Source organism: Streptomyces sp. CB01373, from assembly GCF_002803075.1.
Taxonomy (GTDB): domain Bacteria; phylum Actinomycetota; class Actinomycetes; order Streptomycetales; family Streptomycetaceae; genus Streptomyces.
Genome location: NZ_NNBK01000014.1, coordinates 61502 through 76824 on the forward strand (window position 1 = coordinate 61502; position 15323 = coordinate 76824).

9 protein-coding genes and 4 pseudogenes are annotated in these 15323 nt (G+C 69.5%); 7 read left to right on the forward strand and 6 right to left on the reverse strand.

Annotated features, from left to right (window positions below; genetic code table 11):
• Positions 1–296: 296 nt before the first annotated feature.
• From CG719_RS23325 to CG719_RS23345, 5 genes and pseudogenes are all read left to right on the forward strand, one after another.
• Positions 297–557, forward strand: a pseudogene (locus CG719_RS23325) (hypothetical protein); the annotation flags it as partial.
• A gap of 300 nt (positions 558–857) precedes the next feature.
• Positions 858–1067: pseudogene (locus CG719_RS37575) on the forward strand (nucleotidyl transferase AbiEii/AbiGii toxin family protein); the annotation flags it as partial.
• Positions 1068–1349: 282 nt separating this feature from the next.
• A complete protein-coding gene (locus tag CG719_RS23335; RefSeq protein WP_100570631.1) occupies positions 1350–2234 on the forward strand; it encodes a LysR family transcriptional regulator in 885 nt (294 codons plus the stop codon).
• 130 nt (positions 2235–2364) lie between these two features.
• Complete coding sequence (locus CG719_RS23340; protein ID WP_100570632.1) at positions 2365–3159, forward strand: SDR family NAD(P)-dependent oxidoreductase; 795 nt, start codon at positions 2365–2367, stop codon at positions 3157–3159.
• Between the two features lie 296 nt (positions 3160–3455).
• Positions 3456–3989, forward strand: coding sequence for a VOC family protein (locus tag CG719_RS23345; protein ID WP_100570779.1), 534 nt, complete (start codon positions 3456–3458; stop codon positions 3987–3989).
• A 340-nt stretch (positions 3990–4329) separates the two neighbouring features.
• On the opposite strand, the gene CG719_RS23350 is transcribed toward CG719_RS23345, so the two are convergent.
• The 4 genes and pseudogenes from CG719_RS23350 to CG719_RS23370 all read right to left on the reverse strand — a co-directional run.
• Positions 4330–4764 carry a VOC family protein gene (locus CG719_RS23350; RefSeq protein WP_100570633.1) on the reverse strand — a complete coding sequence of 145 codons (435 nt, stop codon included), beginning with the start codon at positions 4762–4764 and terminating at the stop codon, positions 4330–4332.
• A 1051-nt stretch (positions 4765–5815) separates the two neighbouring features.
• On the reverse strand, positions 5816–10588 hold the full coding sequence (locus CG719_RS37190) for a tetratricopeptide repeat protein (RefSeq protein WP_159024941.1): 4773 nt from the start codon (positions 10586–10588) through the stop codon (positions 5816–5818).
• A gap of 281 nt (positions 10589–10869) precedes the next feature.
• On the reverse strand, positions 10870–11355 hold the full coding sequence (locus CG719_RS23360) for a chromosome partitioning protein (RefSeq protein ID WP_100570635.1): 486 nt from the start codon (positions 11353–11355) through the stop codon (positions 10870–10872).
• A 1346-nt stretch (positions 11356–12701) separates the two neighbouring features.
• Positions 12702–12968: pseudogene (locus CG719_RS23370) on the reverse strand (ATP-binding protein); the annotation flags it as partial.
• Between the two features lie 91 nt (positions 12969–13059).
• On the opposite strand from CG719_RS23370, the gene CG719_RS23375 reads away from it, so the two are divergent.
• Positions 13060–13488: a DUF6086 family protein gene (locus CG719_RS23375; protein WP_100570637.1), complete on the forward strand. Its 429-nt coding sequence runs from the start codon at positions 13060–13062 to the stop codon at positions 13486–13488.
• 18 nt (positions 13489–13506) lie between these two features.
• Here CG719_RS23375 and CG719_RS23380 read toward each other — a convergent pair whose 3' ends face one another.
• Positions 13507–13899, reverse strand: coding sequence for a tyrosine-type recombinase/integrase (locus tag CG719_RS23380; RefSeq protein ID WP_100570638.1), 393 nt, complete (start codon positions 13897–13899; stop codon positions 13507–13509).
• Between the two features lie 187 nt (positions 13900–14086).
• Here CG719_RS23380 and CG719_RS23385 point away from each other — a divergent pair, with 187 nt between their 5' ends.
• On the forward strand, positions 14087–14629 hold the full coding sequence (locus CG719_RS23385; RefSeq protein WP_100570639.1) for a hypothetical protein: 543 nt from the start codon (positions 14087–14089) through the stop codon (positions 14627–14629).
• Positions 14630–14639: 10 nt separating this feature from the next.
• Here CG719_RS23385 and CG719_RS35220 read toward each other — a convergent pair.
• Positions 14640–14909: pseudogene (locus tag CG719_RS35220) on the reverse strand (transposase); the annotation flags it as partial.
• Positions 14910–15323: the final 414 nt, after the last annotated feature.

A 15323-nucleotide genomic window follows, 5' to 3' on the forward strand; every position in this document is an offset into this window, starting at 1 on the left:
GACACCTTGTCACCATGTCAAGGTCAAGCCCGTGATCGGCGGGCGAGAAGACTCGCCGGGCCGGGCGCCGTCAAGGCAGAGCACTCCCCACCCGCATCCCGCCGCAAGAAGCCGCAGGTGGCTGTCCCGCGTGCGGGCGCCCAGGAGGTCGAACGAGCGTCATGGCCAACAGTCCACCCCTCCTGATCGAGCCGAACAGGCGGCCACGGCCAGCTCACCTGCGCGAGCCCACTCAGTGCGGAAGCAGCCTCGCGCATCATGACCCTCACGACTCCTCCGGTCGCCATGATGGAGTCATGCCCTCCAGCCCACAGGACGCCGCACCCACGCCGAGCAGCATCTCGGGCCCGGTCGCCGAGGACCTCGCGCTGTACCGGGAGAAGTTCCGGCGGCGTCTGCCGGAGTCGCTGGACGAGTTGCACGGCCCGTCCCAGGGGGTCGTAAAGCTGCCACTGCACATGGCCTGGTCGGGGATGACCTCGTACGACCTGGGCAAGCCTCGCCAGCGCATGGGCCTCTACCGCACCGTCCTGCACGAGGGCCTGCGCGACGATCTGCCCCGCTAGTGCTGTGACCGGAAAGGTTTGCCGGAAGCTCGCGGCGTCCTGTGCGATGCCTCGCAAGGCGGAGCATCGCCCGTGTACTGGATGTACTCGGGTGATGCGACAACGCGGCGAGGTGCCGTGCCGGGCGTCGCGAGCCGGTGAACCTTTCCGGTCACAGCACTAGCTCAACCGGGACCTGCTCCTCCAGTTGTGGCCGGTCCTGCGCACCCTCGTCGGCCGCACCGTGCGCGCCGTATGGGAAGACGCTTTCCCCCAGCTCGCCTCCCACACCCGGGCAGCGGCGTGACGGACATGCCGGAGCTGCACACGCGCCTCCTGGCGGATGTGATCGCGCTCGGCTCTCCGTATCCCCTGGTTCTCACCGGCGGGTATGCCGTGCGGGCGCACCGCCTCGTGAGCCGCCCGAGCCAGGACCTCGATGTCGCCACCGAGAACCCGGCGCCCATGGCCGACATCGCGGCGGTGGTCCGCGTCAACACTGCCGATCTCGAAGAGTTCGGCCGCAGGCACGCAAAAACGACCGTCCGCGGGCTGCCGGAGCTTTGCAACCTCGGCATGCCGGACACCTTGCGCACACCGCTCGTCGTGACCGACACACGCACCAACGTGCCCCTGAGCGAGGTCCTCTCGGCCACAAAGGTGACCACAAAGGGGTGCCTTCCATTCCGAACACCCACGAGGCATATAGGTGATGGTTATGCTGAACCAGCTGGAGCCCCACCGTAACAGCAGTAAAACCTGACCGGGTAGGGGCATGCGCGAATGGAGCAATAAGGAATGGTTATGCCCGATCGCCTGAACCCCGAAGGGCTCCGGTATGCGCAGGCGGTCGCCGAGACGAACTCCTTCAGTGCCGCCGCACGCGCTTACGGTGTGACCCAGCCCGCCCTGTCCAACGGGATCGCCAAGCTGGAGGAACGCCTCGGTGGGAAGCTCTTCGACCGCTCGCCGCGCGGCGTGACCCGGACCGCCTTCGGCACCGGGATCCTTCCCTTGATCGAACGTGCCCTGGCCGCGCTCGACGCCGTCGCGGCGGAGGCCAGACGGCTGACCGAGCCGGGCGAGCAGAAGATCCGCATGGGCCTTTCGCCTCTGATCGGCTCCCACCTGGTCGCCCGGGCGTTCGCCAAGGTCTGCGACCTTCCCGACCCCCGCGACCTCGTACTGCGCGAGGCGAACATGCAGGACCTGCGCGCATGCCTGCTGGCCGGTCAGCTCGACATCATCCTGATCCCGGCCGTCGCCGCGATGCCACGCTTCGAGCACCGGGTCGTCGACGTCGAGCCGATCGTCGTCGTCACCCCCGACTCTACGCAGGGGACTCCGCTCGAACTCGAAGAGGCCGGCAAGGATCAGTTCATCCTCGTGCCGGACACATGCGGCCTGACCACCTTCACCGCACAGCTCTTCCAGGCGCACGAGATGCCCCTGAACACGTATCCGGGTGAAGCCGCCGGCTACCAGGTCCTGGAGGACTGGACGAAGCTGGGCCTGGGCTCGGCCATGGTCCCCCGCTCCAAGCTCACCTCGCCCGACGTGCCCCACCGTCCGCTGGTGAATGAGGGCCGCGAGGTTCAAATCTCCTTCGAAGCGGTCTGGAGCGCCGATTCCCCGCTCGCCGCGGACCTGCGCCGCCTTGCCGACAGCCTCGCGGCTGCCCGCGGCTAGCCATACACATCACTTATAGCGCGATTCAGCAGGAGCCTCTACCGGCCCTTGCGCGGAATGCCTAACTTGGCAGGCACATCGCGGGTTCTACCGCACGACTCCACCCCTGCCGACCGAGTAAGGCATAACCATGGCATATCACACGTCCAGCACCACCCTAGACTTCTCCGGCCAGAAGCTCGTCGTCATCGGCGGCACCAGCGGTATGGGCCGCGCCGTCGCCCGCCACGTCCTCGATGCCGGTGGCAGCGCCGTCGTCACCGGCCGCACGCAGTCAAGCGCCGACGAGGCGGCGGCTGCCCTGTCCACCCACGGCAAGGCCGTCGGTCTGGCGGCCGACCTGGCCGACCCCGCGGCCGTCGACCGCCTGCGCGTCATCCTCACCGAGGAGCACGCCGACGCCACGCTCCTCGTCAACGCGGCCGGCGTCTTCGCGCCGAAGCCCTTCCTGGAGCACACGTCCGAGGACTACGACCGCTACCAGGCCCTCAACCGGGCCTTCTTCTTCCTCACCCAGACCGTCGCCGGAAACATGATCGCCCGCGGCACGAAGGGAGCCGTCGTCAACATCGGCTCCATGTGGGCACACCAGGCCGTCGCGGCCACGCCCTCGTCGGCGTACTCGATGGCCAAGGCCGGATTGCACTCCCTCACCCAGCACCTCGCGATGGAACTCGCCCCGCACGGCATCCGCGTCAACGCGGTCGCCCCGGCCGTCGTGCGCACCCCGATCTACGAGGAGTTCATCCCCAAGGCGGACGTCGACGCCGCGCTCGACGGCTTCAACACCTTCCACCCCCTCGGCCGTACCGGCACCCCCGACGACATCGCCGCCACCGTCGCCTTCCTCTTGTCGACCGGCACCGACTGGGTCACCGGCGCCGTCTGGGACATCGACGGCGGCGTCATGGCAGGACGCAACTGACCTGCACCCCAGCACGGCACACAGCCGTCGACGCGCCGCGGCAAGCCGCCGGCCGCCGCCAACTCCCAGAGCGCGTCGGCCTGGTTCAGGACGCCGCGGCACCCGGACGCGCTGACGGAGACCAACTACCAATCTGACGCGGCCAGGTCGGGGCAAGTGATGGAGCGGGCGTAGCGCGAGCAGTTGTGAGGAAAGGACCGGTTGCGCTCCAAAGCCCGGCCGTGATCTAGGACGGTAACTGGCCTATATCGCACCTAGCGTCGCTGTTGACGACCAACATCAGCGAGAGGACCGCGATGCCCGAGCAGACCAACGCCGCTCCCGAGGGCTACACCAGCGTTGCGCCCTGGGTCGTAACCGACGACACGGGGGCCTTCCTCGACTTCGTCACCCAGGCGTTCGAAGGTGAGGAGTTGGGGCGGGTGTCGACCGAAGATGGCTTGATCGGCCACGGTGAGATCCGGGTCGGCGACACCGTCGTGCTGGCCTTCGACCGACATGCTGACTGGCCCCCCATGCCGAGCCTGCTACGCGTGTTCGTCGGCGACGCGGACGAGGCGTTCTCACGAGCCGTCGCAGCCGGAGGCCAGGCCGTCACTTCCCTCGCGGACGACGCCTTCGGACAACGCGGAGGGCGTATCAAGGACCCGTTCGGCAACATCTGGTGGGTAATCAGCCGCGTTGAAGACGTCTCTGAGGAAGAGATGTGGAAGCGACTGCAGGCGCCCGTATACGCCGAGGCCATGCGCGTAGCTCAGGAGACGCTCGATGCCGAGCTCAGCGGGCGACGCCATGGGCGCAGCAGCGCACCCGTCAAGACGACCAGCTGAGCGATGAGCGCTTTCAAATCTTCCTGGTCACTAGGTGACGCGAGACTGGACACACGAAGAGGTGAAGCTCCCGGTATATGGGTTGTCGACCAAGATCTTGGTCAGAGCCCGCTGCGACAGCAACGGATCAAGACGCACATCCCGGCGGATGCGTTCGAACACGGAGGACGAGAAGGACGATCCTCCGCCCTGGGCCGAGGAGACCGTTGTCGCTGCCCCAACGACGGGCCGCTCGCCCGAGGACCGGCGCCCACCGCTGCCGGTGGACCCCTAAGTCTGCTACTGGGCGACGAGCGGATCGTGCCGGTCGGCGGCGGGGTGATCCCGCACCCGGTCAGCGTCAAGCGGAGGCCGCGGCAACGCAGAACTCATTGCCCTCCGGGTCGGCCATCACCATGTGATGCCCTTCAAACTCCTCCAGGACGACCCCGCCCGCCTTGACCAGCCGCTCGGACTCCGCCCTGATCCGCGCCCACTTCTCATCGCGGCTGCCGTGTCCCGGCACCCGGACGTCGATATGGAGTCGGTTCTTCGCGGTCTTCGGCTCGGGGACCTTGAGGATGCTGAGCCGGGGGCCGTCGCCGTCAGGATCGCAAAGCCACGCGCCGTCGTCCGCGGAGTCGTCCTCCGGAAGATCGAACTGCGCGAGCCACTCCTCGCGGGTTCTGAAGGGAGCGGGCGGCGGCTCGTCCATATACCCCAGGGCCGTCTTCCAAAACTCAGCGAGGAGCTTCGCGTCTGCGCAATCAAGGGTCAGATCGATTCTGGCTGCCATAGCAGGACCGTAGTGCGCGCCTCTGACAGTCGCGGCTGAGTCGGAAGAGAGACGGCTGCTGATACGCCGTGGCTGGTCGGACACTGCCAGACGTGCTGCGGCCGACAGCCCTACGCGAGCTGTCGGCCACAACTTTGCTCAGCCAGGACGTTCTCCGACGCCCGAGCCAATGCCCGCATCCGTAGTCCACCGCGGATCGGAGAATCCGACGGTCCCGGATCGAACACGGGTCGAGTGAGCTTGTTCCGCTTCGACGGACACCATCGGTGTGGTGGTCAGGCCGCCGGGGCGGCTTCGTAGTCGGCGGGGCTGCGGTAGCCGAGGCTGCTGTGCAGAATCTGTCCAGCCCGACTTTCCTGACGGCTAGTAACAGACGTCTCATGGTGATCGGCGCGGAGCCATTCAGCGGCTCCCCCGGCGGGGCCGTTACAGGCATCGCAACGCACTGCCCCAGTCGGTCTGGCCGACTGGGGCAGTGCGTCATATGAGCGTCAAGAGTCCGGACGACCGAGCATCAAGACCCGCTGGCGTCACCGCTGAACCGCAGGTCAGCGGCTCTTTCCCGCAGGCTCCAGAATCGCCACGCACTCCACATGATGCGTCATCGGAAAGATGTCAGAAGTGTGGCTTTCTGACGTAGCCGCAGGTCAAAGGGCCGTTTGAACTCCGTCGAAGGACCCTTTGGACGCTCAGAGCGTCAAACGAGCGTCACTGCCGAGGTACGCGTTGGCCTCCGTTCCTGAGACCCGTCCAGTGCAGTGCCTCACGGACGGCGGCCGTCGGCCTCAGCCGTGACCTGATTTCCGACCGCGACGTGGCTGGTTGTGGACCATCACCGGGTGGGCTGTTCGCAGCCAACTGTCGTGAGCTGCTTCCGTTTGCCGCCTGGACCTGTTGTGCTGGCCCGCCGGGCAGCGTGGAATCCGGACGACATGGCCTCCCGCATCGTTGACCTGTGGGTCAAGGCACCGAGGCCACCGCCCTGCTGGAGCAGGTCCTGGCCGGCAGCGAGGGGCTGCTCGGCACCGAGCACCCCGAGCGCCGACCCGGCTCAGCGCATGGTGCTGAGCCGGGCTGCCGCAAGGTATTCCGAATGCAGCGGGCCAAGGGCTACGGCGAGTGCGGCGAGTACCTGCCGGACCCGGGGGTCGGTTGCCGGGCTGGAGGCGGTGGCGATGGCGTGGAGGTGACGGAGGATCAGCGTGTCGGGGTGCTCAGGACCGATAGTGTCCGGCACGGCGGTGAGCGCGGGCGCGGCGAGGGTGGCCACCCGGTCCGGGTGGCCGGAGCCAAGGGCGATCCGCGCCAGAACCGTGCATGCCTGGACGGCGGTCGGATGGCCCGGAGCGCCTTCGGCCAGCGCGGCGGACCACGCGGGCTCGGCCAGATCGGCCGCCTCGTCGGGCCGGCCGTCAGCGAACAGAGCGTCGGCGAGACCGACGGCGGTCTGCCGGGTGGTCGGATGCCCGGTGCCGAGGACGGCGAGCGCGTCATCGTATGCCTGCCGGGCGTGCCCGACCGCGGCTGCGGTGCGTCCGGCGCGGCGGCAGGTGGCGGCGAGGTTGGCTCGGGTCCAGACGGTGTCTGGGTGCTGCGGCCCGTTGACGCGTTCGCGTCGGGCCAGCACCTCCTCCTCAATCGGGATCACCGACTCGGCGAAGCCGGCGCGCGAGCGCATGGCGGCGAGGTTGCCGGTCAGCGCCAGGACGCGGGGGTCGTCGGGCCCCAGCGCCGCGCGCCGTGCGGACTGGACCGGCTCCAGCAGGGCGGCGGCGGCCGCGAACCGGCCGGCCCGGTAGGTGGCCGCCGCAAGGTCCGCCCGGGCGGTCAGGCTGTCGGGGTGGTCCGCCCCCCACAGCCGCTCACGGATGTCGAGCAGCTCCTGCTGGAGTGTCAGCGCCTCGCCCGTCCGGCCGAGGCGGCCGAGCATGATCGCGACGTTGGCCCGGGCTCGGAGGGTGTCCCGCTCTTCCAGCCCGACTCGCTCGGCGAGTTCCGCCGCGACCTGGCGCATCAGTTCCAGTCCCTCGGCGGTGCGACCGGCCTCGTCAAGGGCAAGGGCGAGTTGCAGGCGGAAGTACGAGCGGACGGCCGCGTCCAGGGCGGCGGCGTCGGCCCGTGCCACCACGTCCTCAAGCTCCACCAGCATGTCGGCGGGCCGCCCGGCCGAGCCCAGCGCGCGGGCCAGGGCGCAGCGGCTCTCCAGGACGGACTGGTGGTCAGGCCCGAGGCGTTCGGTGGCGAGTTCCACGTTGCGGCCGTGCAACTCGGCGGCGGTCTGGTCGTCGCCGAGGGCCGACAGGCTGTGAGCAAGGTTGTTGCGGGTCAGCCGGGTGTCGGGATGCCCGGGGCCGAGCGCCGCCTCGCGCAGCCCGAGGACCTGCTTCTCCAGGGTGACCGCCTCGTCCACCTGGTCCGCGTCCCACAGGTGCGCCGCGAGGTTGACCTTGGCGGTGAGGGTGTCCGGATGCTCCGGGCCGAGCAGGCTGCGGCGTGTCTCGGCCACTTCCCGGGCCAGCGCCAGGGCTTCGTCGAACTGCCCGTCGGCCTTGAGCGCCGCGGCGAGGTTGGCCTTGGCCGTGAGTGTGCTCGGGTGGCCGAGGCCGTGCAGGTCGGTGAGGTGGCGCAGGACGTCTCGGCCGATCTCGATCGCCTCGGCGGTGCGGCCGATCCCGGCCAGGGCGACTGCCAGGTTCCCACGCGCGTTGATGGCGGCGGGCGCCAGTGGCCCGTGCACCCGCGCGGAGCCCTGCGCGATCGCTTCGGTCACCGCGGCCGACTGCTCCACCAGCCCGGCCGCGTACAGCGCGGCACCGAAGTTGACCGCGGCCGACAGGCTTTGCGGATGGTCCTCGCCGTAGCGCTCCACGCTACCCGCCAGGGTGGCGCGGACGACCTCGACCGCCCTGGTGAGGTCCCCCAACTGGACAAGCATGTTCCCCAGGTCGCTCCGGGCGAGCAGGACGGTCGGATGGTCGGGGCCGAACGCGGATTCGACATCGGCCAGCAACCGCTCCTGAACGGCGACCGCCTCGGCCGCGCGGCCCGCCCCGTCCAGGGACCGTGCCAGCCCGGTCCGCAGCACCAGGACCAGCTGAGCGGCTGACGTGCCAGTCGCCACCACCCGGTCCAGCAGCTCCTGGGCCAGGTCGACGGCCTCGGCGTGCCGGCCGAGCTTGGTCAGGCAGGCGGCGAGGTTCGAACCGGCGGTCAGCCCGATCGGGTGGTCCGCTCCGAGCGCCTCGGTCGCGTCGGCGACGATCGCGCGGAACTCGTCGACGGCCTCCGCCGTGCGCCCGCATCTGTGCAGGGAGAGCGCCGCGTTGTTGCGGCTGTTCAAGGTGCTCGGGTGGGTGAGGCCCAGGGTGGCGGCCTGGACTGCCCGGACGGCACGGTTCTCAGCGAGGCTGTCCAGCATCCGGCCGGTCTGCGCCCACGTGGCGGCCAGGGACTGACGGGCGGTCAGGGTGTCCGGGTGCTCGGCCCCCAACAGGGCCGAACGGAGCCGGACCACCTCGGCCAAGGCCGCCGCCGCCTCCGCGTCGCGGCCCAGTTCCGACCAGACCACAGCGAGATTGTGGCGGGCCGTCAGGGTCTCGGGGTGCTCACTGCCCCGCTGCGTCGCCTCCGCGTCATGGACCTCCCGGAGTATCGCCTCGGCCTCGGCCAGCCGGCCGTCGAGCTTGCGCGACGCGGCGAGCTCGGCCCGCGAGTTGAGCGTGTCCGGGTGGGTGGCGCCCAGGAGCCCGGTGCGCACCTCCAGGATGCGCTCCAGCACCGGCGCGGCCTCGCGGCGCCGCCCCGCCTCGCTCAGGGCGGCGGCGAACGTGGCAGCGCAGTGCAGCGCGGCCGGGTGTTCCTCGCCCAGGGCAGAGGTCGCCGCCGACAGAGTGGCGGCCGCCGCCGTGGCGGCCTCGGCCGGACGCCCGAGTGAGATCAGGGCCAGCGCGGCGACCCTCCGGGCGCCCAAGGTCGCCTGATGCCCGTCGCCCAGGGCCGCGGACAGGGCACCTGCGGATTCGGCCGCCTGCTCCAACGCCTCATCACCGCGCCCGCCGCGCAGGGCGGCCACGGCCACGGCGAGCCGCGCCGCGACAGTCTCCGGGTGGTCGGGGCCGTACAGCCGCTCTCGGCGCTCCAGCAGCCGCGTCGCCGCGTCGTGGGCGGCCCGCGCGTCCCCGGTCCGGACGAACCGGGTGATCAGCACCGACCCCTCCAGCCGCAGTTCGGCGGCGCCCCCGAGCAGCCCGGCGGTTCCCGACTGGTCCAGGACCGCCTGTTCGTGCGCGGCCGCCGCCTGCGCGCGGCCGCACGAAAGTTCGGCATCCGCCGCGGCCAGCCGGGCAGCCAGCGCGACCCTGTGGGCCGGGCCGAGCGCGGACACCGCGTCGTCGACCAGTTCGCCCGCCAGCGCGGCGGCGGTATCGTACCGGCCGGCCGAGCTGTGGGCCTGGACGGCAATCAGCCGAGCGGACAGGCATGCCTCCGAAACCAGGCCCTCGGTTCGCAGCGCCCGCTCAACAGCCTCCTGGACGAGTGCCAGACCCCCCGCGTGGTCACCGGTGGCGATCAAGGTCTCGGCCCTGCCGGCCAGGGCGGCGACCGTCTCCGGCGCGTCCGGGCCGAGCAGCCGGGCGGTGGCGTCCGCGTGGGCGGTCCAGAGCTCGGCGGCGTCGCGGAGCAGACCGGCGGCGGCAGTGCTGCGGGCGTAGCGAGTAATCAGCGCGGGGCCGTCCGCGACCAGATAGAGCCGGTCGTCGAAGTGCTGCCGCAGGGTGCGCGCGTTGGCCCGCAGGGTTTTCTCCAACTCTGCTTCAGAGTAGTCGAATTCGGGCCACAGGCCGAGCAGGGCGGTGGCCGCGCAGGCAGCCCAGGCGGCGAGCCGGTCGGGAGTGAGGGTCTCGCGGGCGGCCCGAGCGGTCAGGGCGTGCAGTTGCACGGCCCGGGGTTCGGCTTCCCCGGCGTACGTGATCAGCCCGTAATCGTCCAGCACCTGCAGGGCCATGCCGCCGACGCCGCGGCCATCGATCCCGGAGTAGTCCTCGGCACCCTCGCTGATCAGCAAGTCCCGCACCGCGGGTGCCTGCCAGAGCCGTTTGGAGTGCCCAGCGGGGTCGAGGCAGGCGGCGAGCCGAAGGGCTGGGGTAGCGGCTCTCTTCGGGCTTTGATGTTCGGCGGCCTCCAGCGAGAGCAGGAGCGCCGCGGTGACGGTGGTCCCGCTGCCGGTCGGGTCCGGGGGCAGCAGTGCGTCAAGGCGGCGGGATCGGTCCCGGAGCGCTTTCAGGTAGCCGGTGGCCGTGAGTGCCTCCTTGACCATGGCCGTCGCGGCGTAGCCGAGGGCCAGTGGGAGGTGTTCGAGCTCCCCGGCCAGCTCGGACAGCGCCCGGGTGTGCTCGTCCCCGGCCAGGTAGGACCGCGGGGAGGCCAGAATGCGCTTGCGCAGGAAAGCCAGTGATTCGTCCGGCCCGAAGGCACCGATCTCGACGATGGTACCGAGCAGCGCACCGGTGGAAGCCCCGCGCATGCGGGATGTCGCGATGACGTGCCGGTCGGCGGCGGTGCTGTACGGCAGCCAGTCGGCGAGAGTGGCCGGGTATGCGAGGTTGTCCAGGACGACGAGGCCGGGCGGGCCGGGGGTGCGGAACCACTCCAGGAACGCCTCCGCCTTCCGGTGGAGATCGCGTTCAGGAAGGTTGGGCAGTTGCAGCCGCTCGGCGGCGTTGGCGTACGAGGTTTTGAGCGAGGCGCTGTCGGTGGCGTCCGCCCACAGCACGAACCGGCTGGCACCACTGTCCAGGGCCTGACGCGCATGGGCCGCGGCCAACTGCGACTTGCCGACCCCGCCCGGCCCGCTGAGCAGGACCGACCGGTGCGTGGCGAGCGCGTCCGCCAGCTGCTGCCCGACTTTCGAACGCGGCTGGTCGGCCGAGTCTGGGAGAGGTATCCGTTCGGGCGTGACCGGCCACGAGACGGGTGGGCGCGGCGGGGCATGCTCGTGGCGGTGGTATTCGAGCCTGTCGATCGAGGCGGCGGCGACGCCGCCGACGGCAGAGATGGCGGAACCCCCGCCATGGTGCGGGCTGGTGGAGCCGACTCCGGGTGCGATCAGCCCTGAGCCGAACCCGGCACCTGAGGGTCCGGCGCGGGACCCATCGTCACGCTGCCGATCTGCCCTGCGGCAATCGAGCGGTCGCCCGTCGCCGTCACAGACATCGGGCCGGTGACGACCTGACTGTGGTCGGACGCGAACACCGCGCCCGCGGCGGCGGCCGGCCCGGCGGCCTGCAGCTGCTCCACCAGGGCCGTGAGGGCCCGGGCGAAGGCCGGGTCGTGCTCGGCGGCGTCCTCCAGGGAAAACACCAGCCGCTGCCGGGTCCGCTTCGAGAGCTGTCCCGGCTCGGCGACGGCCTCCTCTGCGGCGCGCTCCAACGCGGGGTCCCGACCGAGCTTGCGGCTCACCAGGTCGTGCAGGCGGTCCATGCCCGCGTCCAGGCCGCGGTCGACCTCCGCGTCCGCTCTTGCCGCCACGGGCCTGGCCTTGCGCACCAGCCATGCGAAGACATACCCGACCGCGACCTCGACGCCCGTCATCCGTCCCCCTCAAAGCGCTAAGACTGTGCGTCAGACGATAGCCCGCAACCCGGACCCTCCGGGCCGAAACGGACCGGTCCGGCACCCTCATCGTCCACGACCGTGTATGCCGCTCGTCGCGCCCCCGACCCCGGCAGGTCGACCGCGCGGCGGACGAAGTCGACAACCGTGTCGGGAATCTCGTCCAGCTTCGGGAAGACCCCATGCGCTGGCACGTCTTGAGCGCGAGCAGCTGGACCAGCAAATGATCGTCAGAGTCGGTACGAGCGGCGGCCCACTCAACACGGCCGAGTTCAAGCGGGACGCGGTCGCGCTTGTCCATTCGTCGGGGAAGACGGTGACAGAGGTTGCCCGGGAGATCGGGGTGAGCCCCGGAGGGCCTGCGGAACTGGGTGAACCAGGACAGGGCGGATCGGGGCCAGGGGGGCCGCGGGTGCTCTGACGCGAGTGTCACGAGGTGCCCCGCAAGGGCCGGGGCGTCAAACGAGCGTCACGGCTACCTCGGATTCCTGCAGGCCCCCGCGCCCTTGGCAGGACGACCCGCCCCGGTGCGGCTGGTGAGTACCGTGGCCGGTGATCTGTGGGTTGGCTTCGTTCATCTCAAGGAACAGCGATTGTCGCCCGGTTCCGGAGTCAGTTGTCGATCAGCCAGCTCGTGAATGTCGACGAGAAATGACGGCACTGTCGAGTCCGCGAACGCGGGACGGCCCACTGCCCGTCAGGGCAGTGGGCCGTCGAAGCAGGTAGCGGCAGGTGTGAGACATATGCGGCCGATGTGGTGCTACTTAAGGATCTGCAGACTCCATGTGTCCGCCTCGGGACTGCGCCGGTAGAAGACGTTCGGCTGAACCGGGTCGCAGGTCGCCAGCAGAATGTCTCCCTGGCCGAGCACAACCGTCCGCTCGACTCGTGTGGAACGTCGCCTGCGGGTTCGAAGAACCTCAAGCCGTAGTGAGTGCGGGCCTGGAAGAAGAGGGACGAAGCGAACCGTTCTGAGGGTGCTCCGATCCACGCTGCAGAACTGGCGCTCGCCTTCCGTGACGGACACCAGGCACCACTTGGGTGACATGCTGCCGGGAGGGTCGCGCAGGTCCACCTGGATCAGCAGGTCGGTCCGGCCTCGCCGGCGGGCCCTGCGGATGAGGTAGCCAGAACGCCACTTCAACCGGCCGTCGAAGACACTGTCCACCTGCACCGCAACGTCTCCCACGCTTCCCCCCGTCTGCTAGCCGGTCAAGTCACCGACCGCCCAGGCTGGCACGGACGCGCTGGAACCAGAAGTGCCCCGACCGGCAGTGTGACCCGCCAGAATCCTGCCGGGAACAGCGGTGCCGAGCCCGCTGGAGTCAGCCGGTCTTGGCAGGCTCTTCGGCCCGTGCCCGGGTGCTGGCAAGGCGGTATGAGTCGGTCCCGGTCTCGATGATGGTGCCGTTGAAGGTGAGGCGGTCCACGATGGCCGCGCAGAGACGTGGGTCGGTGAAGGTCTTGGTCCAGCCTCCGAAGGACTCGTTCGAGGCGATGGCGACGCTGTTCTTCTCCTCCCGCTCGGTCAGAACCTGGAATAGCAGTTCGGCGCCGTGGCGGTCCAGTTCCATATATCCCAGCTCATCGATCTATGCCGAGCCCGCGACTATGCTGATCTGATGCCGGCTGGGTCCTAGGATTGCTCGCGGTGCGGCAACTGGACCAGCGGAGAGGCGTTTGATGAGCCAGTACTTCTCGCTGGGGGATGCGACCCTGTGGAATCCGTCGAACGGTGCGTCGGCGCTCTTCCTGGGTCAGACGGCGGTCTTTGCAGAGGTGCTCGGTCTGCCGTCGGGGATCGGCCCGATGGAAGAGGATGAGGCCGAAGTAGTTCCGGATTCTCTGGCAGCGTTCGTCGGCGCCCTGCTCGCCTGGCGTGACAGCTCGAATCATCCCGTTCTGGAGGCGCTGTCTGACGAGTTCATCGCGACAATGCTGGTGTTGGCTGAACGGGCAGGTGCCGAGGTGCGCTGGCCAGACCAGCCTGGTTCTGCCCAGGCTGGCCTGCACGATGTCCAGGTGGCTCCGGCAAAGGCTGGTTCCGGGATCGGTTGGGCGGTCCGGGTTCGAGAGCAGGCTCGGCAACTGGATCTCGCGATGGCGCGCTGAGAAGGCGCTTCGGCATAGTCACAGGCTGTCGAGGAACGCGAGGACGTTGTCGCTGGGGCGGTAGCGGCCCGGCTTCGCGCTGACCGGTGCGGTCAGGGCGAGCGCCTGCTCCTTGATGGTCATGTCGGCGTGGACGTAGGCGTCGGTGGAGCGGACGCCGGCGTGGCCGAGCCAGAGCGCGATGACCGTGGTGTCGACGCCGGCCTGCAGCAGCGACATTGCGCAACTGTGCCGTAGGACGTGCGGGTGGATGCTCTTGTCGAGCAGGGACGGGCAGGCTTGTGCGGCGGCCTGCGCGTGGGTGCTCAGGCGTTGGGCGACGGCGTCGCGGCTGAGGCGCCGTCCGGTGCGGGTACAGAACAAGGGGTCGCCGCGTCGTCCAGCGCGTTCGTTCAGCCAGGATCGCAGCAGGTTCGGCGGGGTCGCGTGGGCTGACCGGGGTGCGGGCGACGCGCCCGTGCCGGGTCATTACCGACCTTGTTGGCGTGATGTCGTAGAGAAACTGACGATTCGTGATCCCTGCGGTATGCCGTTTGCTGAGGTGCGCACAGGGTGCACGGCAACGACCTTGACCGGACTCTGTGACACGCTGTGAAGCATGGGGTGGACTTTCAAGCTGCACGGTGGTGTTGCAGCCGGGCTGGGCACCACGCTCTTGGTGCTGGCCACGCTCACGTGGCTGCCCGGGGCCTTGCCGCTCACAGGCGCGAGATGGTTGGCGGCCGCGATTTTTGTATCGCTCTTCTTGACCTTTGCATCTGCTCTGGTCCGACTGATCATGAGGAGCGCGGACAAGCATGCGATATGGATGGCCTTCCGGTGCCTGCCCGGCAAGGTGCAGATGACACTCGGAGCGTTGGCCCTGTGGGGTGTGGTGCTGTTGGTCTTCAGCACGGCAACAGAGGGGAACCTTCAGTCAGCCGAGGTAAGGGACGGCCGTTATGTCGCCTTCGACACGACGCCCCATGAGCGCGGCACGGTCGAGATCTCCCAGAGCCGCTACCAAGATGTCCTGGAGAGCGATCAGCGCACCATGCTCGCCATCCCAGGCGTGCTCTTCCTCGGCGCTGCCTATGCTGTTCTGGCAGCCGGAGAACTACGCCGAGCAGACGGCGCTGTTGTCCGGTCCGGCGTCACGTAAGGGCTTCTCCTCACTGTAGGCGTGGTCTCGTCAGGGTGAGTCCGGTGCCGGCAAGGCATCCGTCGATGAGGTCGGGCTGGTACTGGACCTGGCGCAGTCCTTGCCGGAGGGCGCGCATCAGGTGGGTGGGGTCGGTGAAGGCGGTGTTGGCCTGGCAGCGCCGGCGGAGCAGGGACCAGATGCCCTCGACCGGGTTGAGCTGCGGCGCGTACGGCGGCAGGTAGGAGCAGAACGACGGCGCATGCGAGTCCATCAGCGACGGCCACATACGTGCCGTCGCTGATGCGACCGGAAGCAATCTGGTGTCGTTCCACACGAAGGCGAAGGGACTTGGCCGGTATGGCCCGGCCGCTCCGCCGCCGGAGAACTCGTCTCGGTCGTGGTGATCACGTCGTACCTCTAGCGTCGCACCGTGCAACGCCGTGGACGTACGGGTGCGTTCGTGGGCGGGGCGCATGCCACCGAATCCCCGGCTTGCGCGGCTTCCGCGTGGTCTGTCCCGTCCCACGCGCGCTCCTCACCCACCCGGTGGTCCGCCACCACTGGAGGCTGCCGACTGGCCGGCTGTTCATCGGCGTCGGCGTCGCCACGACTGCCTGAACCGGCTGCGGCAGACCATTCGCCTCCGCCGACGCTGTGCGCAGGCACGCCCCATCGCGCCGCTGGGGCTGCCGAAGACATCACGACAGGACTG